Source organism: Streptomyces sp. ISL-98 (genome assembly GCF_018614055.1).
Taxonomy (GTDB): domain Bacteria; phylum Actinomycetota; class Actinomycetes; order Streptomycetales; family Streptomycetaceae; genus Streptomyces; species Streptomyces spiramyceticus.
On the sequence record NZ_JAGGPB010000005.1, the window covers coordinates 189,088 to 213,569 of the forward strand.

Sequence of the window (24,482 nt, forward strand, 5' to 3'; positions counted from 1 at the left end):
CCGATCAGTTCCTTCCGGCGACGGTGGTGGCGGTGGCGGCGGCTGGTGCGCCGTCCCGCTTGCGCTGTTCCTGGAGCTGCTGCCGCAGGAGTTCCAGACTGCGGATGACCGCTCCCACCTCGTCGTGGTGGCGCGGATACAGAACGGTGCGGCGGTCTCCGTCGGCGAGCGCCTCGGACTGCCGGGCCAGCTCACGCAGCGGCCGTACGACCACGATGTGCAGCCAGCCCAGGCAGGCGGCGGCAGCGGTGACACCGAGCAGGCCGGCCAGGACTGTGCGGTTCTGGAGGCTGTACTCGGGGATGGCCAGGCCGGAAGCGGGCTGCCAGCTGACGACGGTCCAGCCGAGGGACTTCGCGGCGCCGCCGCCGACGAACGGTGCGGCCGCGGCGAGTTGTACGCCGTCACCGCCGCTGTCGCGGTAGAGGACACCGTTGGCGCGGGCGCTCATGCCGACCTTCTGGTTGCTGCCCGCGACGAAGGAGTCCAGCCGTTCGTCGGGGAGCTTGTCGAAGGCCTGGTAGCCGGTGTTGCCGCCGATGATCTGGCGCTTGTCGTCGACGACCCGGACCTGGCCGAGGCCGGGTCGCTTGAGCAGCGAGTTGATGAAGTCGATACGGAACTCGCCGACCACGGTCGCTCCGTCGCGGCCCGGGATCTCGGCGTACCCGGCGATGACCGGTTCCTTGCCCGAGTCGTTGAGGAGGCTGAGCTGCTCGCCCTCGGGGCGCTTGCCGGACTCCGGCCGCGGCTCTTCGCCCGCACTGGTGACGACCTTGCCGTCGGCGGACAGGACGTAGAGCGACTCGTAGCGCCGGTGCTCGGTGCGGGTGCGCTCGAGAACCGTCCGCATATCGTCGGGCGAGGTGCGGTCGCCGATGAGGGCCGCCACGGACACCAGGTCGGCGTGGCCCTCGTTGAGCGCGCGCCGGACCCGGTCGGTGAGGGTCTCGGTGCGTTCGCGCTGGTCGTTGACCATCTGCTCGGGTACGACGGCGGTGGAGTCGGCGCGGTTGAGGAGCAGCAGCATCGGCGCGGACCAGGCGAGCAGCAGCACGCCGCAGACGGCGATGAGCCCCCGGCTGCCGAACCGGCCGCGCTTACGGGGCCGTTCGGCGGCGGTGCTGTCGGCCGGCTCGCCGAGGAGCTGGCGGCGTACGCGCTCCAGCGAGTGTCCGATCCGGGCGGCCTCGCCGTGCGACGGCGTGGTCACGGGCCGGGTCAGGTCGCCGCGCGTCAGGCGGCGGCTTTCCAGGAAGAGCCGGATCAGGGGGCGTTGGACCGTACCGAGGAGCAGGGCCACGGCCAGGGCGCCGATCACCAGCAGTGCGCCGGCGGCGAGGAGACCGAAGAGCGGGCCCGCGGAGCGGGTGGGGTCCTCGGCCACTTCGACCATGGCGACGACGGTGAGGCCGAGGCTGGTGGCGACGGTGCTCTCGCCGGCCTCGGGGCCGGCGAGCGTCGCGTACCCGGCGACGGCACGGTCGCCCTGGAACTCGGTGCCGTACAGACTCCCGCTGACGCCGAGGAAACCTCCGGAACCGGGCTCCTTGGACTTGAGCGGGTGCTGGGTCGCCTTGTGGGCGGCGGTCTTCGCGAAGGACTTGAGCTGCTTGCTGGATCGCTTCACGACGCCACGCTGGAACTCGCTCTTGGCCTGCTCGGGCTCCTGGATGCCGTCGCTGCTGAGGATGTGGCCCTCGCTGTCGACGACGGCGATGGCGCGGAACTGGCCGAGCGCGATGCCGGGGAAGCGGAGGCTGTTGGAGGCGATCAGCAGCTGCTGGGGCTTGCCCTCCCAGGACAGCAACGCGAAGGAGAGCAGCCGGGTCTCGCCGTTCTGCAGGCGGACCATGCGCGGGCTGAGCCCGTCCTTCTCGCGGAGCTTGCTGGTGTCGACCGCGGTGACCGGCACGTTCTCTCCGCGCGCGGCGAGCAGCTTGCCGGACTTGATCTCCAGGACGGCGGTGCCCGTCCACTTCTGGTAGACGCTGCCGATCTTGTCGAGTACGGCGTCGGGCGAGACCGGGTCCGAGGCGCTGAAGAGGCCGGCGGTCCGGTTGAGGTCCGTGACGCTTTCGTCGATCGAGGCGCGCAGCGCGACAGCGCCGTCCTCGGCGAAGTGCTGCTGGGACGTCAGCACGGCTTTGGGCACGAGGTCCTGGTCCGCCTTGCCCAGGCCCAGGGCGGTGATTCCCGCCAAGGAGAGCAGCAGGGCCGAGAGGACCGCGATGGGTGGGCGGATGCCACCCAGGAGCGACATGTCGGCCCGGCGTCGGACCTTGTGCCGCCGCGTCGCGGGCGAAGCGGCCATGAGTGTTCACCTTCAGATTCTGGGCAACAGCGGGTACGGGTGGAGCGGGTGTTCCGAGCGGGTGTTCCGGGGCGTGGGCGTGACGCAGGCGCAAGCCAAACCGGTGCGTCATGACTCGCGAAGGGGTGTGAAGGGTTGTACGAAACGCGGGCCGTGTGACGTGCCTAACGTTTGGTCGCCCTCGCTGGTGCGATCTTCAGCCTGGCAGATCCTGGAGCGGCTTCAGGCCGTCCTTCGAGGCTCCCCGGTTGAGCATGGTGCCCTGGGTGCGCTCGAACGCGAGGCGGTAGCGGGCCCGTTCCTGGTCGGACAGCTGCTTGTTGTCGCGCAGCGCCTCGGCGACATTCACGAGGCGGTGGTCCTTCACGCCGGGCGTCTCCCCGGCGCTGTCCGGTTCCGTACCCGTGCCGGCCGCCCCGGCCGGCCCGGCTGACTCGTCGGCGTCCGGCGGAATGGTGACGAGCGTCGGCACGTAGCGCGCCTGTACGTCCCAGCCGTCGCCCTTCTTCCGGAACTCGAACCAGCCGATGATGCCTTCCTCGGTGAGACCGCTGGGCACCTCGTGGCGGGCCAGCTGGTTGCCGAGGCCGTACGCGACCCAGGTGCCGTCGATCTTCTCCATCGGCTGGACCACATGCGCGTGGTGGCCGATCACCAGATCGATGCCGGTCTCCTCGGCGAGCCTGCGGGCCAGCTTCAGCTGCGGAGTGCCCGGATCCGGGTGGTGCTCACGGCCCCAGTGGATGCTCAGGATCACCACTTCGGCCCCGGCCGCGCGGGCGGCCTTCTCCGCTGCGGCGATCTTGTCGAAGGAAGTCCTGTTGGCGAGCCACGGCTTGTCCGCGGGCACTTCGCGGCCGTTGAAGCCCAAGGTGTACGAAAGCTGCGCGACCTTGACGCCCTTCACGTCGAGGATCAGCGGCTTCACGCTCTCCTCGCGGGTGCGGGCGGAACCGGTGTGCTTGAGGCCGGCCGCGTCGAGCGCGTCCAGCGTGCGCCGTACTCCGGCCGGGCCGTGGTCGAGGCTGTGGTTCGAGGCGGTCGAGCAGGTGTCGTAACCGACGTTCTTGATCGTGGTGGTGATCTGCGGCGGAACGAGGAAGTCCGGGAAGCTCTGGAACGGCCCCTGCGGCTTGCCCACGACCGGTTCGAAGTGACAGATCCCCAGGTCGGCCTTGCTGATGACGGGCTTGATCCCGGCCATCGTCCGGTCGAAGTCGATGCCCTTGCCGCCGGTGTCCGTGCTGCCCGCGTCCTTGGCGTCCTTGCGTGCCTGCTCCGTGAGCTGCGGGTGGATCAGGATGTCGCCCGCCGCGGCGACGGTGAACGCCGGAGCGCCGTCCGCCTCGCCGGCGCTGTCCGAGTCCAGGAGTCCGCAGCCTGCCGCCGTCGTTGCCAGAAGGGCAAGGGCGGCAGCGCGGGCTATGCGGGGCAAGTAGGGATGTCTTGTCACGATGGTATTTTCGCCGCCCTATGACACGGATCCCGACCGCAAAGCTAACGATTCTGGTAACTCTGCTGGTCACAGCGGTAGCTGTGGCGGTTGTCACGATGAACTCTTCCTCAGGAAAGGGCGACTGGGGTGAACGGGATGATTCGCCTCAATCCCGCGTGAAGGGGATTGATCTGGAACGCCGGATCAATGGATTCGCCACCGATGTCGTCGCGGACTCCGGCTTCCGCCCGCCGAGCCGTGTGGAGCGGCGCACCGTCGCCCGGGGCGTCGGGCTGCTCGTCGAAGGACGGCGCGCGGAGGCCGCACGCAAGCTCGCCGAAGTCGATTTCGGCATACGTACGCTCACGGACCGGGCGAGCGGGCGCCGGTACGCCGAGATCGCCGACGCGGCGGGGGAGGCGAACCGGGGCTGGGGGCGCGTGTACGTCGGCCTCGGAGCCCCGGTGCGCTGGTCGGTGCAGGTCCCGCACCCCGTCGCCGACACCGGGAGCGAGCGGCTGGGGTCCGCTGTGCTGACGGGGCCGCGCGGCGGCGTGCTCGTGCTGGCGGGTGCGCATCGTGCGGCGGGGCGGGGCGACGCGGCCGATGTCGCGCACCGCCGCGACACGGTCTTCCACGCGGTGTGCGACGAGCTGGCGGAGCGAGGGCTGCCCGGAGTGCAGCTGCACGGATTCGCGGACAGTACCGAACCGGACTACGACGTGATCGTCTCCACGGGTGCGGGGAAGAGCGCCGAGGGCCGCGAGAGCGGACGCCGCTTGGCGAGGGCACTGGGCGCCCGGGACTTCGAGGTGTGCCGGGCGTGGGCACGCCACTGCGTCCTCGAAGGCCGCACGAACCAGCAGGGGCGGGGGGCGGCGGACCTGGGGGTGCCGTTCTTGCACGTGGAGTTCAGCCGGTCGGTACGGGACGACGGGGAGAGGAGCGGGAGGGTGGTAGCGGCGGTGCGGAGTGCGGTGGCGGGGTGGGTGCGGTGAGGGTTGCCTGCGGCGCTGTTCTCCTACCCGCCCCCCGCCGGCGCCGCGCACACCGACGGCACGCGCCCCGCCCCCCGCTCCCTCTGCCGCGTCGCCTCGTACTCCAGCTGATCCAGCAGCCCGTCCAGGAGTTTCACGTCCCCCGGCGCCGTGAGGAATTCCAGTACCGCCCGGTAAAACGCCCCCCGCACCCCCGCCGGCATCACATCCGACGCATCCAGGCACAGCCGCCTCGCGCCCGTCAGCGCACGGTCGACCGCGCGGTTGGCCCAGGCATCCCCGTACGGCCCCACCGACACAGGGAAGAAGGGCCGGTTGCGTTCGGCGACGTTGCCCGCCCACGACGCGCGCGCCGCCTCCCCCGTGAGGAACGTGAGCAACTCCCGCGCAGCCCCGCTGTCGCGGAACATCGCCGCCATGTCACCGGCCACCTCGTACGCGCCCCGCCCGTTCCCCTTCCCCAGCTCCCCGACCGCCTCCGCACTCGGCGTGAAGCGGACGTCGTCGCCGTACAGCCGCCGGGCGAAGCTGCCCTGGTGCTCACGCACGCACTCACCCTTCCGCTTCAGCAGGCCCTTGCCGTCGTTGCCCTCGAAGCCGTTGCGCAGGGCAGCCGCCGCCCCGGCCCGGCCGCCGTCGGCGGTGATGATGCGCCCCCACGTCTCCCATGCGTCGCGTACCTCCTTGCTCTCCCAGGAAATCTCGCCCGTCACCCACTGCTCGTACTTCGCGTGGCCGGACCGCTGGAGCAGGATGTCCTCGATCCAGTCGGTGCCCGGCCAGCCGGACGTCGCGCCGGAGCCCATGCCGAGGCACCACGCGCCCTTCCCGGCCGCCTTGCCCGGGTAGTGCCAGACCACGCTCTTGAGGTCGACCTTGACCGGCGTCCAGTACGTGTTCTTGCGGCCGTCCACGGTCAGTTCGGGCGCCCAGGGCGCCGGCGAGCGTTCGCGTATCGCCTCCGGGAGGGGGATCAGCTCGCCGTCGTGCGCGTACTCGGTGAGTTCGCCGACGCTGTTCAGTACGGCGATGTCGGGCGGCGACCCGGCCTGCACCTGGGCGAGCAGGGTTTCGCGCAGGGAAGTGGTGCCCTGGTAGTCGACGTCCACGCCCTTCTTGCGGAACTCGTCCAGCACCTTCTCGAAGCTCTCCTCCTCGTCACCGGTCCACGGCCCCAGCACGCTCACACTCGGCTTCGGCTCCTCCGCGCAGCCCGAGGCCGACAGTCCGAGACCGGCCAGCAGGCACAGGGCGACGACCGTACGGACAACACCCGCGGTGCGTTTCATCGGCGTACGCCACCCCTCGTGCGCGGGACGGCGTACTCGGCCAGGTGCGACTGGAGCGTCCACGCGATGACTCCCCCGATCAGCAGGCCCGCCGGCGGAATGAACGCCGTGACCCGGGCCCACGCCTCGGCGTCCCTCTCCCACACGGCCTCGGCCATCCTCGCCTCGACCCCGTCGATCGTGTCCTGCCGGGACAGCGCCGGGGCCGCCGCCTTCCCGGCAGGCTCCAGCAGCCCGACGACGTCCTGCACCGCCGCCTGGCACGCATGCGCCTGCCACGTTCCGAAGGCGAGCACCGGCACCGCGGCCAGCAGCAGCGTCACCGCCGCCAGCGGGATGCTCAGCCGCAGCCGGAAGCGCCGCCGCAGGAAGACCTGCGTGCCCACCAGCCGTACGCCGAGCAGCAGGCAGGCGGCTGTCGCGGCCGGCCAGGCCAGCAGCGGCGCTGTGCCCCAGTCCTCGTGCCGGTCGAGCGCGGTGCTCTGCCTCTTCTGCAGCTCGGTGATCCGTTCGAGTACGCCGGACTTGTCGGCGTACATCATCGTCTTCGCGTACGAGAGATTGGCGCGGCTCAACTCCGGCTTGCCGTACTGCTTCCAGGCCCCGTCGATCCGGTTCGCGTACCCGTCGACGAGCCCGGACACGATGCGCAGCGTCTGCCGGTCGCCCCGGTCCAGGGCGCCGGTGCGCTGCGCCCGGTCGAGGCTCTGTCTCGCTTCGGTGAGCAGGCTGCCGTACTCCTCGCCGAGGCTGAGAATGTCGGGCCGGTCCCGGTTCTTCGTGAGGTAGACGATGTGCTCCTCCGCCGTCGCGTGGGCCTGCCGGAGCAGGGTGTGCGCCCTGGCCAGTTCGACGACGGCGGGGCCCGTACGGTCGCGGATCGCGGCGGTGTCGCGGTGCACGACGTCGTACGCGCCGAAGAGCGCCGCGCCGCCGATCGCGGTGAGGGCGATCAGCCACAGGAGCTGACGGCGCAGGTAGTCGACGGTGCTGATGCCGTTGTCGCCCGTGGCGGAGCGCCAGAAATGGCGTAATACGCCGCTCACTTGGGGCTCCTCGGGGGTGGCAGCATCGTGCTGTGCGCCCGCAGGACCATCGCCGAGTTGATGTCGAGAGGCCTGATGTCGGGGCGTACCTCCACCTCGCCCGTCTCCGCGTCGATGATGCGCACGACGTCGCCGAGGCGCTGCAGCATGGGCTCGTTGCCCATGGCGTGGGCGCGGCGCACGGCCTCGCCCCACGCGGCGAGCGCGCGCGGCACATCGCCCGCGCGGTGGGCGGCGCGGCCCTCTTCGAGGCCGCGCACGAGGGCGTCGTGGTGGGCGTAGTGCGCCACCTTGGGGTCGTACTGGCTGTAGAGGTCGTGATGGCGCGTCCAGCGGACCAGTACGGGTCTGGCGGGCGGGAGACGGGGATGCGGGGCCTCCGCGTCCGGTTCCTGGACCACCTTCAGGTCGGCCAGCCACAGCGCCCGGTCGACCGGCTCCTGCGGCGTACGGGCGGCGGCCACGCACACCAGGTACTCCCGGGTCTCCTCGCCCCACGGCGGCGTACGGAATTCCAGGCACCGTTCCCCCGCCGCCACCGCCTCCCGCAGGAGGTTGCGGCGCGTGGGGTGGACCTGCTGGACGGTCAGCGGGGCGCTGCCGGGGCGGTGGGTGAGGCGCAGGCGCAGACCGGTGAGGGTGCGGGCGGCCGACTCGGCGGTTACGGCGCGGAACTCGCCGGGGAGTGCGTCGAGGTCGCGTACGGCGTCGGCGCGGCCGTTCAGGCTGTCGGCGACCAGTTGCAGTTCGTCGGGGTCCCAGTCCTCGCCGATGCCACGGGTGTCGCAGGTGAATACGCCTGCGCAGGCGGCCAGTTCGGCTTCGAGCGCGTTGCGCTCCTCGTGCTCGTTGCGGCCGTCGCTGAGGAGCAGGGCGTGCCGGACCGCGGCCCCGGGCCGCCGGCCGAGCGGCTCGTGGCCGAACAGCTCGCGGGCGAGCGCGAGCCAGCTGCCGATGGCGGTGCCGCCGCTGGGGACGAGGCGGGCGACGGCCTCCAGGGCCTCCTCGCGGGTGGTGGCGTCGGCGCGGGCGAGGGACTGCGACTGCGCGGGATAGACGAGCTCGGCGGTGTGGCGTCCGGCGACGATCGCGAAGTACGTGCCGTCGGGCAGCACACGTACCGCTTCCGCCGCCGCGTCCTGGGCGGCCCAGAGCTTGTCGCGCGGGTAGCCCATCGACGCGGAGCAGTCGAGGAGCAGGACCTCGGCCCTGGCGGGCGACGCGGGGGCGGGCGCTCCCGGCCCGCCCGGCCCCAGGGCCGTCACGGTCACCACGGCGCACATGCGCGTCCCGCCCTCGGCGCCGCGCTCGGCGGAGACGTAGGGCTGCTGGCTCACTTCGAGGGTGACGGCTCCCAAGGTTGCTCCTGCGCTCCCTCCCGTGTCCCCTCCTGCGCCTGCCCTTGCTCCCGCGCTTGGTCCGGCGCTTGCTCCTGCGCTTGAGGGGCCTTCCACGCGTCCCGCATCTTCTGCGCCGCTCCGAGCCATGTGTGCTCCTTGTGTGTCCACCGCAGTGGCCGAATCCCGTTCGCCAGATCGAGCAGCGCGTGCGCCCGCGCGTCACCGGCCTGTTCGGAGAGGGACCGGTACGACTCCTCCAGGCGCCTGCGCAGCCGGTTCTCGGTGAGGTGCTCGTCCTGTATCCGTTCGCTGAGCTGTGCCAGCCGCCGCTCTGCCCGCCCCTGCGCGCCGCCCGGCCCTGACGCGCAGACCCAGTCGAGGACGACTTCCCGGATGTGCGTCTCCAGCCGCAGAATGGCATGACGGTCCGTCAGGCCTTCCTCTTCGCCCAGCCGCACGACCTGGGCGAGCGCGGCGACGATGGATTCCAGCGGCGGCGGCGCACCGCGCGGCGGCCGCCGGCCCGCCAGGATCCGTACGATCGCCGTCCGCGCGGCCGTGCGGTGCCGCGAGTCCTTCGGTACGTGCTCCAGGATGGCCAGCGCCTTGTCGCGCTCCTCCCGGGCGAGATGGATCCGGGCAAGACCGAAGGCGGCGCTGCCCATGGAGTGGTTGCGCAGCCACACCGCCTCGTAGAAGAGCCTGGCGCGGTCGGGCCGGCCGAGCCGTTCGTGGCAGTAGCCGAGGGCGAGTTTGGGGGCGTACTCGCCGGGAAGCGCGTCGTAGACGGTGTCGAACTCCTTCCGCGCGTCGGCAATCCGGTCGTCGGCGAGGTGCAGCAGGCCCGCATGCCAGTTGATGCGCCAGTCGTGTTCGGCCATGGTGCCGAGGAGGTCGCGGGCGCGGCCGAGCTCGGCGCGGGCGTCGTCCCGGTGGCCGGAGCTTCCTCCTGTGGCCCGGCGGGCGAGGTCCAGGTGCAGGCGGCAGCGCAGCAAGTGGAGCTCGGCGGAGGGCGGCCAGTCCGCGAGGAGTTGCTGCAGGGCGGGAGCGTCGTACGAAATCCGGCTCAGGGAGGCCGCGTTGGGGTCGTCCGGGTCCGTCTTGGGGACCGGCAGGCCCGCCGCCACGTCGTCGGGGGCAGGGCGCGCGGCGTTGAGCGGTAGGCGGTGGATGCCGTACGCCCAGCAGTCCAGGGCGGGGGCCTGGCCGAGGCCGCCGTCGAGGGCTGCCGACGCCGGTTCGAAGAGGCGGGACGGCTCGAAGGTCTCCGTGCCGAGCCGGAGGGACCGTAACTCCCGGATCACGCCCCGCAGTTGCAGCGACATCTCGGCAGCCGTCGCGAACCGCTTTCTGGGCTCGTCGGCGGTCGCCCGCGCCAGCGCCCGGCGAAGCGACTCCGCGCCGAGCCCGGGGGCGGGGTGGCGGGCGGCGTCGGACAGTTCCTGGAGGGTCTTGCCGACGCTGTAGAGGTCGGACTGGGGGTACGCCCGGCCGTCCCGCTCGACCTCGGGGCCCTTGTAGTGGTCGGTGTACGGGCCGGGGGCACCGAACTCCCGTACGCCGCCCACGTCGATGATCTTGATGCCGTCGCCGCAGTGCATGACGTTGTCCGGCTTCATGTCGCCGTACACCTTGCGCTCGTGCATGTGCAGATAGCCGAGGGCGTCGAGAATCCGGATCCCGTAACTGACGACGAACTCGTGCACCCGCATCCCGGCGAACGGCTCCTCGTCGCGCGCGATGCGCTCCGCGATCTGGTGCAGCGCCATCCCGCCGGCGAACTCCATCACGATGTAGTCGGTGCCGGACGGGCGGTGCGTCGCGTAGTTGATGACCCGGATGATGTCCTTGTGGTTGAGGTCGGTGAGGTGCCGCCGCTCGCGCAGCGCGACCTCGCGGGCCACCTCGCTGTGCGGATTGCGCAGGCCCTTGAGCGCCACCGGGCGGTTGTGGAGCTGGGTGTCCTTGGCGAGATAGACCCAGCCGAGGCCGCCGTGGGCGATGGGCCCGATCACCTGGTACTGGTCGGCGAGCACGTCGTCGCCGGTCAGCTGGGGCTGGAGCGCGTACGGCGTACCGCAGGAACAGCGGCCCTCGGCCGTGACGCCGCCGATGAGCTCGGTGCAGTCGGGGTTGCCGCAGCGCATGACGTGGGAGGCGGGCCGGTCCTGGACGGGCTCGACGAGGAGGGCGGGGTCGGGGACGTCGACGAGGGGCAGGTCCATGAGGCGGTCGCCGCCGGAGGACACGTCGAACTGCTGGGGGCGGGAGCGCCCCCCTTGCTGCCCCTTTCCACCCTTCCCTCCGCTCGTCTTCTCCGTGGCTACGTCGTCGTCGACGGGCAGGCCGGTGAGATCGCAGAACCCGGTCTCGGTGACCTGCCCGGTGCACCCGGGGTGCGGACACGCCCTCATGGCTTCCCCTCCGTCTCCCCTTGACCGAGCTGACCGAGCTGATCGAGTTGACCCAGTTGATCGAGCTGGCCGGCCTGATCGAGCGCCTTTCTGGCCGCCCGTACGAAGCGCTCGACCGCCGCCTCCGCCACCGCCGGATCGCACGGTCCGCCGGTCAGCAGCCGCTGCGCCTCGTGGTGCAGCGAGGCGGCCGCCTCGGCGAGGCCGTGGTCGGCGAGGCGTGCCTGGTGGCCGTCGAGGAGGCCGCGCAGCCCCTGGTGACGGGCGAGGCGCCGGGTCAGGAGCCGGTGACTGTCCTCCGCCTCCAACAGGGCGGTTTCCACGGTCCTTTCGACGTACGACAGCTTCGCGAGGTAGCCCGCCGTGCCCCGCCCCGGATCGGCCTCCAGCCGCACCGCCTTGAGCTCCAGGTCCTGCGCGTAGTGCGGGGGCGGCGGCAGCGGGGAGACGATGGACGCCGCGCGCCGTCGGAGGTCCCGTACGCGTTCCTCCGTCTGGGCGAGAGCGCCGATGCGGCGGCCGATCCGATCCAGCCAGCGCTCGGCACGCCCCTGGTCGAGGAGGAGCTCGTACGTGCGGCGCAGGGCGGGGGAGTCGAGGCGGCGGAAGACGAGCAGCAGCCGCCCCCCGCGCCGCACCAGCGTGTGCAGCAACTCCACGGTCTCCAGCTGCTGAACGGCCTCGTCCACCCCGCGTGCCACGGCGGTCAGCGGCAGGGCGTCGGCCGCGATGCGTGCGGGCATCGGCCGGGGTCCCGGCCCGTCCAGGCCCATGCCCTCGGCGATCTCCTGGGCGACCTGGGCGCGGGTCTTGCCGCTGACGTCGACGGCCAGGTCGAGGCTGCCGGCGCGCGGCACGCCGCTGGGCCTGTCGCGGCCGGGCGTGGCGGTGGAGGTACGGGGGGACTGCTCGCGGTCGGCGAGGGTGAGTGTGGTGCGCAGTGTGAGCGCGGCGTCGTGGTCCTCTTCCCGTACGAAAGTGATCTCGACGTCGGCCATGTCGTCCTCGCCCGCGAGCCACCGCGTGAGCCAGCGGGCGAAACCCCGGTCGGGGGCCGGGGCGGTGGGGTCGGCGGTGAAGGCGGCCGGGACCGGGGGCCGGCCGCTGACGCAGCGCTCGCGCACGAGGTCGAGGTGCTTGACGACGGTCCCGGTCGGGATCATGTAGCCGTGCCGGTAATGCGCGCCCTCGCGCTCGGAGTCGAGCTTGCTGACGACGATCCCGATGACGCGGCCGGTGCGGTTGTCGACGACTCCGGCGCCGCTGAAGCGCCGCATGAGGGTGTCGGCCTCGGTGGCCGGATCGATCTGCACCCATTCGTCGCCGGGCCCTCCCGGCCCCTTGATGAGCGCTTCGGCCCACTTGCCGCCCGTGATGCCGGACGGGTACCCGGCGAAGTGGACGCGGCGATTCCAGATGGTCGGCAGCCGGTGGAGGGCGGCGTGCGTGGCGACGGGCGGCGGCCCGTCCAGCCGAAGCAGCGCGAGATCACCGCTGTGGTCGTCGGCGCGGGGCACCCAGTGGCCGGGCACGACGGTCGCGCGCAGCCCGCTCTCGCCCCCGCCGATTCCGGGAAACTCGACGGTCACGGCCGGCCAGTGGCCGTCGGTCCCGGCGATACGGATGACGTGGGCGCAGGTCAGCACCAGTCCGTCGCCGAGTAGAACGCCTGCCCCGAGGACCTGCGCGCGGCGGTCGGCAGTGCGCAGCCGGACGCGCCAAGTCTCTTGATCAGTACGGAAGTTGGTCTCTTTGATCGACGCCCCCATGCTGTACCAGCATAGTCGCGGGGGGTGACAATGGGGCCTCGGCGGCAGCGGGGGGATGTGAGCACGATGGACACGAACGACGAGTTGCAGGGCGCGGGTCTGGCCGACGCGATCGGTCAGGTGCGGGCCGAACTGGAGGAGGCTCAGCGCCGGGGCAGGGAGAGCGGCCTGCGTTTCAGGGTGGGAAAGGTGAACCTTGAATTCGCGGTCCAGATCCGGCGCGAGACGAGCGGCAAGGGCGGCCTGCGGATCGGCGTGGTGACGGCGGACCTGGGTGCGACGAGGACGAAGGACACGACGCACCGCATCACGGTGGAGCTGGAACCGCGGGAACGTGACGGGGGCGGCCCGGTGGATGTGGGGGGCGACGACTCGGAGGAGGACTGAGTCCGAGACGAGGACTGACTCCGGGACAAGGTCAATCCCGCGCATTCTCTGTTCCGGAATGACGGCCTCATGCATAGTGGGTCCCCTTGACTGCCGGTGGCTGCTGCTGGTGTGGCTGCTGGCCGACTGTTCAGCGTGATCCATGAGTACGGTGCGAGAAGGTCTCCATGGTGTGCGAGGGATGCGGTGGCGGACGCAGGGGTGCGCTGCCGGGCATGGTCTGTCCCGGCTGTGGGGTGGGCGCGGGTGACGGCCGGTTGGCGAGCGGGGCCTGGATAGCCCGCGAAACACTGGCCGGCCGCCTGTCCACCCTTTCGCGCGGCAGAAAGGCCCTGGTGGCGACGGGAGTTGTCGCCGCCCTGACCGTTCTGGTCACGGCGGCCACCCTGCTGGCCGCCTCAGGCGGAGGCGGTGAGGGCGGCGGAGGCGGTGGCGGTACGAGCGGAACTGCGGGCAACCCCGACGACATAGCCCGCGGGGTGCCGACCAGGATTGGCCCGACGGACCCGATCGGCGACACGACGCCACCGTCGGACAGCGCGAGCATCCCCGCCGCCACATCCCGGCCCCCGCAGAAATCCAGGAAGCCGAAGCCGAAGGCGCCTCCCAAGCCGCCCCCACCCGCGCGGCACCCGTCGTACACCGCATGGGCGGGACCGGGCTGCAGCTCCGGCCACTACCGGGAGTTCGGCCGCTTCGAGAACGGCGACGCCGGCTGGTACACCGTGAACTCCGGCGGCTACACAGGCACTTCGTGCGACGGCCGGTTCACCGCAGTCCCCATGTCCGGCGCCCCCGACAGGGACCGGGGCAACACCGCGACCTGGTCCTGGACGGTCGGCGACGGCTTCGAGCAGTGCGCGCTGGCCGTGTACGTACCGGACAGCGGCCGCGACCTCGACGTGGCGGGCAACCCGACCTTCTACCGGGTGCTCGCCGACGCCGACGACAACGAGTCGTCGTACGCGGCCTTCGGTGTACGCCAGACCGTCCACCGGGGCAGCCTGGTTTCCGTCGGCAGCTACGACGTCAAGGGCGACGCCTTTGCGGTGCAACTGATCGACCGGGGCCGCGACTGGGGCGACGAGGACCTGGTCGGCGCACACCACGCAGCGGCCCAGATGAAAATCAGCTGCCGTACGTAAACCTTCGCGCGCCCCTCCCCTTTTACGCTCCCCTTCGCCCCCTCAGAACCCCGCCGAGCCGTCGATCCCCTCCCGCACCAGGTCCGCGTGGCCGTTGTGGCGGGCGTACTCCTCGATCATGTGCACAAAGATCCAGCGCAGGTTCATCTCCTGCCCGCCGAACAGCACGGTGTCGGTCAGCGCCCGCCCGGCACATATCTCACGGCCACGAGCGATCTCGTCCCGCCAGATGCTGAGCGCCTCGTCGATACCCCGCCCGTCGACCAGCTCGAACCCGCCGTCGGCGCCGTTGGGGCCATCGGTACCGTCGGCGCTTTCCCCCTTGCCGTACACCGCAGGAACGTCCATCCCGGCGAACACCCGCTGGAACCAGTTCCGTTCGACCTCGGCCATGTGCTGCACGAGCCCGAGCAGCGTCAACGACGAGGGCGCGGCCGACGCCTCCCGTATCCGCCGGTCGTCCAGGCCCTCGCACTTGAGGGCGAGCGTGGCACGGTGAAAGTCGAGCCAGCTCTCCAGCGTGGTGCGTTCGTCCGCGTTCATGGGCGGGATGGGTCGTCCGTCAGGTGTGCTGCTCATGCATTACAGACTGCCACCCACCACTGACAAAACCGCCACAGCGAACAGCGCGCCCCCAGACAGACGGGGACGCGCTGTTCGTCGCCGCGATGCGGCTGAGCGGGCTCAGTTGGCGAAGCGGTCGCCGAAGTACGTCAGGCCGGAGGGGCCACCGAGGGACGTGGAGCCGAAGGTCGTCGAACCGGTGGCGGTGATACCGCTCGTGCTGGCCTTGAAGAGCCAGACCGAGCCCGCGCCACTGTTCTCGGCGAAGGCACCGGCGGTCAGCTCGGCGCGGCCGTCGGCGTTGCTGTCCGTGAGGTGTACGGAGGCGCCGAACTGGTCGTGGGACTCGGCTCCGCCGGGCACCCCCTCCGTGTCCTGCGAGAAGCTCTTGGAGCCGGTGCCGGTCAGGCCCGTGGCCGATCCGCGCAGCACGGTGACGGTGCCGGCCGCCGTCCTGCCACCGAAGGACTCGGACGACGCGCCGACCGCGACATCGGCGTAGCCGTCGCGGTTGGTGTCGCCCGCGGACAGGCTCCACCCGAAGCGGTCGCCCCGCTCTGCGGCGCCGGGGACGCCGGCGGTGTCCTGGGTGATACGAACCGGGGTGCGGGTGGACAGCCCGGTGGCGCTGCCGTACGTCACGGTGACGGCGCCGCCGAGGCCGCCGTTCGGCTCGTCGGTGGACTTCTCCATGAAGTTGCCGGTGACGATGTCGCCGTAACCGTCCTTGTTGACGTCGCCGATGGCCGCCGCGTAACCGCCCGCGAGCTTGCCGGACGCCTTGAGGCCGGTCGCGTCGCCCTTGTAGAGGACGCTGCGGGTGATGTGCCCGTCGCCGCTCTGCTGCTGGCCCATCACCACGAGGTCGGTGGCGCCGTCGCCGGTGACGTTCCCTGCGACGATCCTGTCCGCGTTGATGCCGGTCTGGCTGGACGTGTCGATGCCGACGAGGGCCGCCGCCGCGCCGGTGCGCGAGACGGGCCCCTTGAAGATGTTCAGCCCGGGGCCTGCCATGTTGACGGCGGCGAGGTCGGTCTTGCCGTCCCCGTCGAAGTCACCGGCGGCGACGTCCCAGCCGAGTTCGTACCGGTTCTCGGGCAGCGGCGACGAAATGTCGGTGCCGGACGTGAGACCGGTAGCGCCGCCCCACACGACGGTGAGGGCGCCGGAGTCGCCGGTGCTGCCGATCTGCTCGCCGTGTACGCCGACGACGAGGTCGGTGTAGCCGTCGCCGTCGAGGTCACCGGCGGTGATGCGGTCCCCGAAGTAGTCGCCGGATTCCGGAACTCCGGGAATCCCGGCGGTGGCCTGACTGATGAGGGTGCGCTTGGACTTGTCGAGGCCGCTGCTGGTGCCGTAGACGACGGCGACGTACCCGGCACCGGACTTGCCGTCGACCTTGGCGATGGGCGCGGCTATCGCGAGGTCGCGGTAGCCGTCGCCGTTGAAGTCGCCCTGCAGCCCGGAGGGCGCGGCGGCGGCACTGCCCGCTCCGACGACGAGCAGACCGCCGGTGAGGGCGGCCGCGGCGGAGGTGGCGAGGGTGATACGGAGGCGCTTGCGCATGCGGGTCTTCTTCTCCTGCGACATGCCGGATGCCGGTGGGGCATCCGAAATCGGTGGGTCGAATCGACCGTGTTTGGGGGAGCTCGTCCTCGTACGCACGTGTCATTCGGTGCAGAGAGGACCACTGGAGGGGCGCAAGGGTTGTACGGCGGCCGGTGAGTTCACGGCCGAACAGGCCGACGCCGGGTCGCCACGAACGCGACCCGGCGCCACTGCAAGGCTGCTACCGCAACTTGCGACTGCGACTGCTACTGCACGTCGACTACTGCACGTCGACGAAGTCACCGGCGGCCGAGACGGCCGGGGTGGTCGAAGTACCGGCGAAACTCCAGCGCCAGTAGCCGTCCGTGGACGCGGTGACCGTGGTGCTCAGGGCACCTGTGCTGGAGGTGTTCACCGTCTTGACGGTGCTGTACGTGGTGGTGCCCGCCTTCCGGAACTGGAGCTTGACCGGCTGTGCGGTGTAGCCGGCGTAAGCGAGAGTGTCCCAATTCGCCCTGCTCAGCTTGCCGGTGACCGTCAGCGTCTTGCCCGCGGCCACCGGCTCGGGCCCCGCGTTGGCGGTCAGCTTGGAGAGCCGCTGGATGCGGGTGGTCGTGTAGGCGTACCTCTCGGTCCGGCTGTCGTCGTTGGCCCACGCCTGGACACCGACCTTCCAGGTCCCGGCGTGGGCGTTGGTGAGCCACCAGTCCGGTTCGAAGGTGAAGGTCTTAGAGCAGGTGGAGGTGGTGGCGCTGGAGGCTATGCAGTCGGCAGGCGTCGTGTCCTCGTTCGGCGTGACGTAGTCGTCGGCGCTGTAGGGGTCTGAGCCGTCCGGGCCGCGCCACAGGTAGAAGTCCGCGTCCCAGATGCCCGACGGGTCGGTGGCCGTCAGCGACACGGTGATCGTCTTGTCACTGACGCCGACCACGACGTTCTTGCCGCCGTTGACGGAGACGTTGCTGATCTGGATGTCGCCGACGGTCTCGTCCGCGTACGCGGCAGGGGCGGTGAATCCGCCCAGCGCGGTGACAGCGGCGAGCACAGCGAAGGTTGCGCGCTTGCGCATGAATCTCCCCACAAAGGTGCAGGTGCGCCCGCCGGATGCACGACACGGCGGGCGAATGAGCGGCTAACTGTAAACAGTCGAACCGATCATCACAACGGCCGCTCGATCGCCGCTTCGACCCATGTTCCAGGCGGCCGTCGGCCGAAAGGATCGGCTCTGGGTATGCCAAAAGCCCCCAACCAAGATCGGCTGGAGGCCTTCACGACTGGTGCCCCCGGCAGGATTGGAACCTTAGACACCCGCTTCAGGAGTTCGATCGGACCGTCTTTACCCGGTCGAACAGCCGCACTCGCTGCGCGTCAGACTGCGGGGTGTCAGCGCTCCACACCTGGACTGCGTACGAGCCACGATTCCCCACCCCTGGTCTCGGCTGTCGTGCGGACCAGTCCAGGGTTACGAGGCGCATGCCGTCGCGGACGGCACACCGCTCCGCGAACCGGTGCGCGGCGGCCCAAGGCTGTTGCTCGGGGCGCACGCTTTCCAAGGCCTGTTGGTGGGCTATTGGGCTGCGTGTAGAGGCGTTCACCTACTGCGCCGATGATGACCACTGGGCCTCTGGAGCGCTGTGGGTTCTCACCGCTGTTGACGGTAGTTGTCCGACCTCCTCGCGGGTGTGGCGCGAGGGCGGCGAGCGGCCATTTGGAACTCGGATGCGGACATCGGCGAACAAGGGGTGTCCATACCCGCATCGTCGAAGGAACGACATGAATCTCAGAGGCGACCTGTGACCGCCTCGCCGGACGTCGGGATGGTTCGTTCCGATGTAACGGACGGAACAGCCGACTCCGATGCCTCGGTCATCGAGCGGTCCTGGAACGACCCGGACGCGTTCGCCGTACTGTTCGACCGCTACGCCGATGACATTCACCGGTACACGGCCCGGCGGCTGGGCACCGAGGCGGCCGACGATCTGATGGCCGACACATTCGTCATCGCCTTTCAGCGGCGCCTGCGCTACGACCTGTCGAGGCCGCAGGCCCTGCCCTGGCTGTACGGGATCGTCACCAACCTCATCGGACGGCACAGACGGGCCGAGGCCCGTCGCCTGCGGGCGCTGTCGCGTGTCGCCGTCACAGCTCCGGCCGAGGGGCGCGGTGCGAGTGACGCGATGGCGGACCGGGTGGTGGCCCGGGTCGGCGCCGAGAACACCCGGCGCAGCCTGGCAGCGGCCCTCGCGGGGCTGTCCGCCCGCAACAGGGACGTCCTGCTGTTGATCGCCTGGGGCGATCTCGACTACGCGGAGGCCGCAGAGGCCCTGGGCATACCGATGGGCACCGTGCGCTCACGGCTGCACCGCGCCCGGAACGCGTTGCGAGAAGCGCTGGGCGGTTCGGATCCCACAACCATTCGAGAGGACCTGGAGGAACCCGATCGTGGATGACCTCATGCGCGTGCGGCAGATGGAGACCGGCACGCCGCCGCTGACCCACGAAGCCCGCTCCGCCGCCCGCCTCCGGTTGCGGAGCGCCATCTCCGAGGAGACCCGTCCGCACCGTTCTGCCGCTCTGTCCCGGCGATTGGTGTTGCGGGTGGCGGTTGCCGCAACGGTTGCCGCGGTGGCGGGAACCGCTGTCGTCGCCACGAGAGGCGGCGAGGACCGGGACGCGTCTCGGATGACCACGCTCAGCGCGGCGCAGGTGCTGCACCGGGCCGCGGACAGGTCCCGGTCCGACAGCGCCGGGCTGCCGATCCCACGCGACGACCAGTACCTCTACACCAGGACGTACATCACGCAAAAACCCCTTGAGGGCGGTAAGACCAAGACGTGGACGGACGAGAGCTGGCTGTCGGTGGACGGCTCCAAGCCCTCGAAGCGCCAGGAACACGGCAAAATCCGCAACGACCCCCCTCGGAGCAAGCACGATTGGGTGTGGCCGCCCACCGCGTACGCGGATCTCAAGAAGCTGCCGACCGACCCGGACGAGCTCCTCGACCTCTTCAGGCATGGCTCCAAGAGCACGCCGGAGAACGACGCGTCCGCGTTCTTCGAAGCCTGCCTGCTGATGAAGGCGCCGCGGGTCATGCCTCCCGGGCTGCAGGCCGCCGCGTTCGAGGCACTCGCGAAGATCCCCGGCGTCAGGCTGGACCACAACCAGGTGGACGCCCTCGGCCGACACGGGATCGCAATCTCCCATCCCAAAGCCTCCTTCACGTTCGTGTTCGACCGTGAAACCTACGACTACCTCGGGCTGCGCACGAAAGGCAGCGGCCTCAAACGCGTCAAGGGAGGGTTGGAGCTGGACGGCTGGTACTTCGAGATGAGGAGTCTGGACGAACTGGGTGTGGTCGACCGGATCGGCCAGCGCCCTCAGAGCTGACAACCGAGTGAAGCGTGCGTGGCCCGAAGCTCCTGGCCCGTGACTCCCTGACGCGCCCGTCGGCCGGTATCCGGGCGGCGTGCTGCTCGGAACGCTCACGGCCAACGGCCACGGCCACGGCGTTCGGCTATTCGTGGCCGACGCCCTCCTACGACCCGGACGCCCGGATCTGCCGCCGCGATGGCGCTCCTGACCCGGACCCGCCGCCGGGGCGACTCGCAGTCGAAAGCTCTGGACCCGTTCCGCCGCCAGTACGCACGAACGCCTGCACCCCCCCTGTTCTCCCTTCGGGGAGGGCAGGGGGCCTCTTTCGTGTTTCTAGATCACCGAACTACGGTGCGCACCCCCGGCACTTCGCCGGACTACCGAGGAGGGGAACCCTCATGGCCCGCACGCTGCGGATGCTCGGCACCAACTCGAAGACCGGAGAGTGCCCCACGCTGTACGAGGACGTCGAGAGTGGGGAGATCCTGGTGCAGGGCTACACCGTCACGGACCCCGGCGTGCTCGCGCAGATGGCGAACCCGCTTGAGGGCGAGTCGCTCGTCGTCGATCGCGCCCTGCTCGTCAACTTCGCGCCGAAGGAGTGACGTGGCAGCCGTCCCGGCTCACCAGATCCTCGACTACTTCAGGGAGGGATTCGAGCACACCGCATGGCGGTTGGAGACCCGCCAGGGCTACGCCGCCGACCAGGGCACCGACGAGTACCGGCAGTTCCTCGCAGGCGTCGACCCGCCACGTGATGTGGACGGCCCCTGGTTCGTCAACGCTCGGGAGCAGACGCAACAGGGCAAGCGGATCGAGCGCGTACGCCTCGTCGATGAGCCCGCGACGGACAACCAGCGCTACCTGCTGGCCACCACGCCGGACAACCTGGCCGCAGGCGAGGACATCCGGTACATGCACCGATCGGGGGCGGAGCGGCTCGGCCTGCCGGACTTCGACTTCTGGCTGTTCGACTCCCGCTTCTTGGCCCGCTTCAACTGGTCCGACGCCACCCGCCGCATGGAGCTGACCACCGACGCCGAGCAGGTACTCGCCGCGTGCCAGGCCCGCGATGCGGCGTGGCACTACGCAACTCGTTACGAGGAGTTCGTGGCGCAGGTACGTTCCGGTGTGTGAGCACTGACTTCCAGCAGGCCAGGATCGCCCTCGGTGCGCGGCTGCGCGAGCTGCGCACCGAGGCCGGGCTCACTGTCCGGGGCCTGGCCGCCGAGTGCGGATGGGCGCCGTCGAAGATCTCGAAGCTGGAGAACGGCAAGCAGACCGCGACGCCCGCGGACGTCGAAGCGTGGGCGGCGGGCGTCGGCCGGCCCGAGTCCGCTGCCGAGCTGAAAGGGCGCCTCGCCGGGCTGGAATCCACGTACCGTTCTTGGCGGCGCCAGCTGGCCGGCGGGCACCGTGGCGTGCAAGACGCGCTCGGCGCGCAGCACGAGAGGACTCGCGTGTTCAGGGGCTTCACCGCATCCGTCGTCCCAGGCGTCTTCCAGACGCCGGAATACGCGCGCAGTGTGCTGTCCCGGTACGCGGAGTTGCACGGGGCGGCGCGGGACGTAGAAGCAGGCGTCACGTCGCGGCTGCGCCGCCAAGAAGGGCTGTACGTACACGGCAAGAAGTACCGGGTGTTGATGGGTGAGTCGGCTCTGCATGCCCGGATCTGCTCTTCTTCCGTTCTCGCCGACCAGCTGGACCGGCTGATGTCCGTCAATGGCCTGTCCACTGTGGAGCTCGGCATCATCCCGCTCAGCGCGGATGTACGAATTGCGGCGGGCGATGACTTCTGGATCCATGACGACCGGCTCGTCATCGCCGAGTCGTGGCATGCGGAAATGTGGCTGGACTCACCGGAGGACGTCGCCCTGTACTCAAAGGTCTGGGCCGCCCTCGATGCGGGTGCCGTCCGCTGTAGGACGGCACATCAGGTCATCGCCCGCGCTCGGGCTGCTCTCATCCGTTCCTGAGCAACATCAGGAAACACCGCAAGCCTTATGAGAAACACGGAGAAACACGCCCGATCCTGAGAAACACGCCGTCCTAGCGTCGTCCTCATGACGACACGAACCCGCCCCTCGGGGGCCACCGAAGCGGGAACGCCCGGCACCTGGTGTCACTGGCATGAGGGGCCGTCGATGACCGCCGTCCTCATCGACGCTGTCGAGGCGACGTCCGGATCGGGCTACGGCCGGTACGCATGCGCGCCGTGCCGTCAACAGCGTCACCTCACCCCGGCCGCGGAGCAAGTGACGGCGCGGCGGCCATAGTGACGAGTTGGAAGCAGAGGCGCGTACACATCCCGGGGCTCTGTTGGGTCCCCAAGCCGGGCACCCCGATGCGCTGCACCCTCAGCGTCGGCCACAGTGGCGACCACTTCCGCGCCTACTCCCGCGAGGCATGGCCGAAGCGCGCGGGTGAGACGCAGTGACCGCGCCCGCAGACCCCCGGAGCGACCCGGCGATCGCTGGGGAATGCCGTATTGACGAGCACTCGTTCTGCCACGGCAACTACGACGTGAAGGCCGGCGGTGTGGTGGCGGTTCAGTTCCGCTGCGCGTGCAGCTGCCACCGGATACGTCGTCGCTGACTGCCCCTGCCGGCGGATGTCCCTGGGGCGTAGGTCGGGGTATCGAGTCCCGCCCGCTACCGGGCCTACGGCGAACCGGTGGCGGGCGGGATTACTGCCGTACGAGGTCGCTGGAGCGGCCGCCCCACTGATTCCTGCCCTGGCGAGTCGCTCGTACGGGTGGCCGGAACGGGTCAGCGCAACGCACAACTGGCCGTAGCACCACGCTGGCGGAATGCGCGCCCAAGGAGTCCAGTCAGTGCAGCAGCCGCCCTACTGCCCCCACTGCCCCACTCACCCCGCGCTGTGGAAAGACACGACCACGACACGTCCAGGCGCTGACGACCAATGGCGCTGGTACTGCACCGGATGCACGAGGCGGTGGGAGCCCACCCCCGAGCAGAAGGTGAAGTTCACCTATGGGGCACCGGCAAGACCACACCGTGCCGTGCGGCTCGACTCCCGGATGCCCCGCTAGTAAGACCACCGTGTACGTCTACGTCTACGCCTACGACGACCACGGCAACGTCGTATCGCAGCAGTCGTACCCGTGCGGTGTCTGCGGGAGGCAGTAGCACGGGACCGCTCTCTACATCTTGAGGAGCTCGGCGAGCGGTACGCCGATCGCGCCGACAACGAGGATCAGGCTGTCGACTTAGGGCGACGAGTGACCCAACTCGATGCGTCCGTACACCATCCGGTCGATGCTCGTGCGCTCACAGATGTCCTGATTGTGGCTGGACGGGTATGCACTGGACCTCTCCCTCTGGCTCACAGGTCACGGCTTTATCTGCGGGCTGATCTGCCCGGGCATTCGTGATCGGTTAGGGGATTTTTAGGAGACGGGCTCCGGTTGCGAGACCGTAGGGACCCTGTAGTGGGGTGCAGGCAAAGTGCGGCGGCAGTAGAAAGGCCCAGGTCGGCAGGTTAGCTGACCTGGGCCTTTACTGATCCCACTGCTGGTGCATCGTGTGCCCCCGGCAGGATTCGAACCTGCGACACCCGCTTTAGGAGAGCGGTGCTCTATCCCCTGAGCTACGGAGGCCGGGGCTTGCGCCCGACTGACCCCTGACAGGGTAGCGGATGCGTGATCCGTAGATCGCCCCAGTTGTCAGGCGACCGCCATCGCGGGGAGCGGAGCCCAGCGGGCCGGGACGTTGCGCATCACCAGGGTGCAGTCCAGGGTCGCGGTTCCCGGGGGGAAGAGGGTCGGGTCGTCGAAGTAGGAGGACTTGGCGGCGTGGGCGTGGCCTGGTTCTACGTGCCAGGCGTTGGTGTGCAGTTCCATGCCGTCCAGGTGGGTGCCCGTGCTGGTCGGGGAGAAGCCTTTCGAGCCCGTACGGAAGAAGGCCGATGCTTCCTCCAGGGTGTCGAAGAGCTTGCTGCCCCTCAGGTCGTCCGTGACCTTGACCGTTACGTCCGCCTTTGCGGAACCGTCCCGGGTGGCGAAAGCGACGCGCACTTCGTCCGGGGATTCGTGTACCTCGAAGTCGGCGCGGCCGTGTTCGCCGGGGAAGATGCGGCCGCCCGCCCAGGCACTGATCCGGGAAGCCGTGTCGCGCCGCAGGATGTAGACACCCGTTTCGACCGTGCCGCCGGGGCCGTCCCATTCGACCGCGATGCGGTGTGCGGCGTTTTCGCTGCGCAGGCCGCGGTCCGTCGGTGCCCAGGTGGGGCGGAGGTCGCCCAGGCGCAGCAGGCACATGCCGGCTACGGCGTAACCGCGGACCAGTTGGGGGCGGAGTGGGGCGGGGAGGAGGGCCGTCGCCGTGGCCGGGTCGATTCGGTAGTTCACCAGCAGTCGGCGTTCTACGACGCTGGACATCTGGGTCCGGGGCGTCCGGGGCTGCCTCATGGTGTCCTGCCTTCCTCGGCGGCGGGCCGCCATTTCGTGTGGCGCAGCACGATCTGTTCGGGGCATACGGCGCTGAGGAACCGTCCGACACTCGTCGCCAGCCGGTCTTCCGCCAGCGTGTAGAGGATGCGGTTGCTGTCGCGTCGCTCGGTGACCAGGCCCGCGCCCTTCAGGACGCCCAGGTGGCGCGAGATCGACGGCGCGCTGATCGCGAACCTGCTCGCGATCTCACCGGCCGCCAGCTCGCCGCCCCTGAGGTCCTCCAGGATCTGGCGCCTTGTCGGGTCCGCGAGTGCCCGGAAGGCACCCGCCTCGTCGTCGTTGCTCACTCCCATGGGGTTATGTTTAGCACATTAGCTAAATGGCTAATTGGGTGGGTCTTGACGAGGTCCCGGCGTGCGCATACCGTCGCCGCGGATTTGAGCGAGCGCTTAG

General features: G+C 70.2%; 22 protein-coding genes and 1 tRNA gene. 10 read left to right on the plus strand and 13 right to left on the minus strand.

The features are described 5' to 3' along the window. Positions 1-4 precede the first annotated feature (4 nt). A complete protein-coding gene (locus J7I98_RS06070; protein ID WP_251020193.1) occupies positions 5-2,314 on the minus strand; it encodes a HAMP domain-containing protein in 2,310 nt (769 codons plus the stop codon). Positions 2,315-2,510: 196 nt separating this feature from the next. Next, positions 2,511-3,770 carry a CapA family protein gene (locus J7I98_RS06075; protein ID WP_374225082.1) on the minus strand — a complete coding sequence of 420 codons (1,260 nt, stop codon included), beginning with the start codon at positions 3,768-3,770 and terminating at the stop codon, positions 2,511-2,513. Positions 3,771-3,925: 155 nt separating this feature from the next. Between J7I98_RS06075 and J7I98_RS06080 the strand changes: the two genes are divergently transcribed. Beyond that, complete coding sequence (locus tag J7I98_RS06080) at positions 3,926-4,747, plus strand: hypothetical protein (RefSeq protein WP_214919525.1); 822 nt, start codon at positions 3,926-3,928, stop codon at positions 4,745-4,747. Between the two features lie 23 nt (positions 4,748-4,770). On the opposite strand, the gene J7I98_RS06085 is transcribed toward J7I98_RS06080, so the two are convergent. Genes J7I98_RS06085 through J7I98_RS06105 form a run of 5 tightly spaced genes read right to left on the minus strand, consistent with a single transcriptional unit; the run spans position 4,771 to position 12,605 of the window. Beyond that, entirely contained in the window at positions 4,771-6,036 is a 1,266-nt protein-coding gene (locus tag J7I98_RS06085; protein WP_214919526.1) for an extracellular solute-binding protein, read from the minus strand. Continuing rightward, the gene (locus J7I98_RS06090) at positions 6,033-7,082 is read right to left on the minus strand and encodes a hypothetical protein (RefSeq protein WP_214919527.1); all 1,050 of its coding nucleotides are present in this window, start codon (positions 7,080-7,082) and stop codon (positions 6,033-6,035) included. The genes J7I98_RS06085 and J7I98_RS06090 overlap by 4 nt, the downstream gene beginning before the upstream one ends. Beyond that, complete coding sequence (locus J7I98_RS06095; protein ID WP_214919528.1) at positions 7,079-8,440, minus strand: vWA domain-containing protein; 1,362 nt, start codon at positions 8,438-8,440, stop codon at positions 7,079-7,081. Before J7I98_RS06095 ends, J7I98_RS06090 begins: the two co-directional genes overlap by 4 nt. Next, a complete protein-coding gene (locus tag J7I98_RS06100) occupies positions 8,416-10,836 on the minus strand; it encodes a serine/threonine-protein kinase (protein WP_214919529.1) in 2,421 nt (806 codons plus the stop codon). The genes J7I98_RS06095 and J7I98_RS06100 overlap by 25 nt, the downstream gene beginning before the upstream one ends. Then, positions 10,833-12,605 carry a serine protease gene (locus J7I98_RS06105; protein ID WP_214919530.1) on the minus strand — a complete coding sequence of 591 codons (1,773 nt, stop codon included), beginning with the start codon at positions 12,603-12,605 and terminating at the stop codon, positions 10,833-10,835. The genes J7I98_RS06100 and J7I98_RS06105 overlap by 4 nt, the downstream gene beginning before the upstream one ends. 66 nt (positions 12,606-12,671) lie before the next feature. On the opposite strand from J7I98_RS06105, the gene J7I98_RS06110 reads away from it, so the two are divergent. Together J7I98_RS06110 and J7I98_RS06115 are read left to right on the plus strand one after the other, a co-directional pair. Then, on the plus strand, positions 12,672-12,992 hold the full coding sequence (locus J7I98_RS06110; protein ID WP_214919531.1) for a trypco2 family protein: 321 nt from the start codon (positions 12,672-12,674) through the stop codon (positions 12,990-12,992). A gap of 167 nt (positions 12,993-13,159) precedes the next feature. Beyond that, complete coding sequence (locus tag J7I98_RS06115; protein ID WP_251020194.1) at positions 13,160-14,137, plus strand: adhesin; 978 nt, start codon at positions 13,160-13,162, stop codon at positions 14,135-14,137. 42 nt (positions 14,138-14,179) lie between these two features. On the opposite strand, the gene J7I98_RS06120 is transcribed toward J7I98_RS06115, so the two are convergent. From J7I98_RS06120 to J7I98_RS06130, 3 genes are all read right to left on the minus strand, one after another. Beyond that, complete coding sequence (locus J7I98_RS06120) at positions 14,180-14,716, minus strand: DinB family protein (RefSeq protein WP_214919532.1); 537 nt, start codon at positions 14,714-14,716, stop codon at positions 14,180-14,182. A gap of 105 nt (positions 14,717-14,821) precedes the next feature. After that, a complete protein-coding gene (locus J7I98_RS06125; protein ID WP_214919533.1) occupies positions 14,822-16,267 on the minus strand; it encodes an FG-GAP and VCBS repeat-containing protein in 1,446 nt (481 codons plus the stop codon). A gap of 262 nt (positions 16,268-16,529) precedes the next feature. Further along, a complete protein-coding gene (locus J7I98_RS06130) occupies positions 16,530-17,315 on the minus strand; it encodes a calcium-binding protein (protein ID WP_214919534.1) in 786 nt (261 codons plus the stop codon). A gap of 748 nt (positions 17,316-18,063) precedes the next feature. Here J7I98_RS06130 and J7I98_RS06135 point away from each other — a divergent pair. The 7 genes from J7I98_RS06135 to J7I98_RS06165 all read left to right on the plus strand — a co-directional run bounded on the left by J7I98_RS06135 (position 18,064) and on the right by J7I98_RS06165 (position 22,767). Next, positions 18,064-18,696: an RNA polymerase sigma factor gene (locus J7I98_RS06135; protein WP_214919535.1), complete on the plus strand. Its 633-nt coding sequence runs from the start codon at positions 18,064-18,066 to the stop codon at positions 18,694-18,696. Next, positions 18,689-19,633 (plus strand): CU044_5270 family protein, encoded by a 945-nt coding sequence (locus J7I98_RS06140; protein WP_214919536.1) that lies wholly within the window; start codon positions 18,689-18,691, stop codon positions 19,631-19,633. The genes J7I98_RS06135 and J7I98_RS06140 overlap by 8 nt, the downstream gene beginning before the upstream one ends. Positions 19,634-20,016: 383 nt before the next feature. Continuing rightward, entirely contained in the window at positions 20,017-20,223 is a 207-nt protein-coding gene (locus J7I98_RS06145; protein WP_214919537.1) for a hypothetical protein, read from the plus strand. A gap of 1 nt (position 20,224) precedes the next feature. After that, a complete protein-coding gene (locus tag J7I98_RS06150; RefSeq protein WP_214919538.1) occupies positions 20,225-20,755 on the plus strand; it encodes a DUF6879 family protein in 531 nt (176 codons plus the stop codon). Next, on the plus strand, positions 20,752-21,594 hold the full coding sequence (locus J7I98_RS06155) for a helix-turn-helix transcriptional regulator (RefSeq protein WP_214919539.1): 843 nt from the start codon (positions 20,752-20,754) through the stop codon (positions 21,592-21,594). Before J7I98_RS06150 ends, J7I98_RS06155 begins: the two co-directional genes overlap by 4 nt. A gap of 87 nt (positions 21,595-21,681) precedes the next feature. Continuing rightward, a complete protein-coding gene (locus tag J7I98_RS06160) occupies positions 21,682-21,894 on the plus strand; it encodes a hypothetical protein (RefSeq protein WP_214919540.1) in 213 nt (70 codons plus the stop codon). Positions 21,895-22,611: 717 nt separating this feature from the next. Further along, on the plus strand, positions 22,612-22,767 hold the full coding sequence (locus J7I98_RS06165) for a hypothetical protein (RefSeq protein WP_214919541.1): 156 nt from the start codon (positions 22,612-22,614) through the stop codon (positions 22,765-22,767). Between the two features lie 397 nt (positions 22,768-23,164). Here J7I98_RS06165 and J7I98_RS06170 read toward each other — a convergent pair. The 3 genes from J7I98_RS06170 to J7I98_RS06180 form a co-directional block, all read right to left on the minus strand. Continuing rightward, positions 23,165-23,237, minus strand: a tRNA-Arg gene (locus J7I98_RS06170). 66 nt (positions 23,238-23,303) lie between these two features. Beyond that, positions 23,304-24,047: a DUF2071 domain-containing protein gene (locus J7I98_RS06175; RefSeq protein WP_214919542.1), complete on the minus strand. Its 744-nt coding sequence runs from the start codon at positions 24,045-24,047 to the stop codon at positions 23,304-23,306. Beyond that, positions 24,044-24,382, minus strand: coding sequence for a metalloregulator ArsR/SmtB family transcription factor (locus J7I98_RS06180; RefSeq protein ID WP_214919543.1), 339 nt, complete (start codon positions 24,380-24,382; stop codon positions 24,044-24,046). The genes J7I98_RS06175 and J7I98_RS06180 overlap by 4 nt, the downstream gene beginning before the upstream one ends. Positions 24,383-24,482 lie beyond the last annotated feature (100 nt).

Bases quoted from the DNA above. Each gene is read 5' to 3' on its own strand.
- J7I98_RS06070 (WP_251020193.1), bottom strand. From the start codon at position 2,314: ATGGCCGCTTCGCCCGCGACGCGGCGGCACAAGGTCCGACGCCGGGCC.
- J7I98_RS06085 (WP_214919526.1), bottom strand. From the start codon at position 6,036: ATGAAACGCACCGCGGGTGTTGTCCGTACGGTCGTCGCCCTGTGCCTG.
- J7I98_RS06100 (WP_214919529.1), bottom strand. From the start codon at position 10,836: ATGAGGGCGTGTCCGCACCCCGGGTGCACCGGGCAGGTCACCGAGACC.
- J7I98_RS06105 (WP_214919530.1), bottom strand. From the start codon at position 12,605: ATGGGGGCGTCGATCAAAGAGACCAACTTCCGTACTGATCAAGAGACT.
- J7I98_RS06110 (WP_214919531.1), top strand. From the start codon at position 12,672: ATGGACACGAACGACGAGTTGCAGGGCGCGGGTCTGGCCGACGCGATC.
- J7I98_RS06115 (WP_251020194.1), top strand. From the start codon at position 13,160: ATGGTGTGCGAGGGATGCGGTGGCGGACGCAGGGGTGCGCTGCCGGGC.
- J7I98_RS06120 (WP_214919532.1), bottom strand. From the start codon at position 14,716: ATGAGCAGCACACCTGACGGACGACCCATCCCGCCCATGAACGCGGAC.
- J7I98_RS06125 (WP_214919533.1), bottom strand. From the start codon at position 16,267: ATGCGCAAGCGCCTCCGTATCACCCTCGCCACCTCCGCCGCGGCCGCC.
- J7I98_RS06130 (WP_214919534.1), bottom strand. From the start codon at position 17,315: ATGCGCAAGCGCGCAACCTTCGCTGTGCTCGCCGCTGTCACCGCGCTG.
- J7I98_RS06135 (WP_214919535.1), top strand. From the start codon at position 18,064: ATGGTTCGTTCCGATGTAACGGACGGAACAGCCGACTCCGATGCCTCG.
- J7I98_RS06145 (WP_214919537.1), top strand. From the start codon at position 20,017: ATGGCCCGCACGCTGCGGATGCTCGGCACCAACTCGAAGACCGGAGAG.
- J7I98_RS06160 (WP_214919540.1), top strand. From the start codon at position 21,682: ATGACGACACGAACCCGCCCCTCGGGGGCCACCGAAGCGGGAACGCCC.
- J7I98_RS06165 (WP_214919541.1), top strand. From the start codon at position 22,612: ATGGGGCACCGGCAAGACCACACCGTGCCGTGCGGCTCGACTCCCGGA.
- J7I98_RS06175 (WP_214919542.1), bottom strand. From the start codon at position 24,047: ATGAGGCAGCCCCGGACGCCCCGGACCCAGATGTCCAGCGTCGTAGAA.
- J7I98_RS06180 (WP_214919543.1), bottom strand. From the start codon at position 24,382: ATGGGAGTGAGCAACGACGACGAGGCGGGTGCCTTCCGGGCACTCGCG.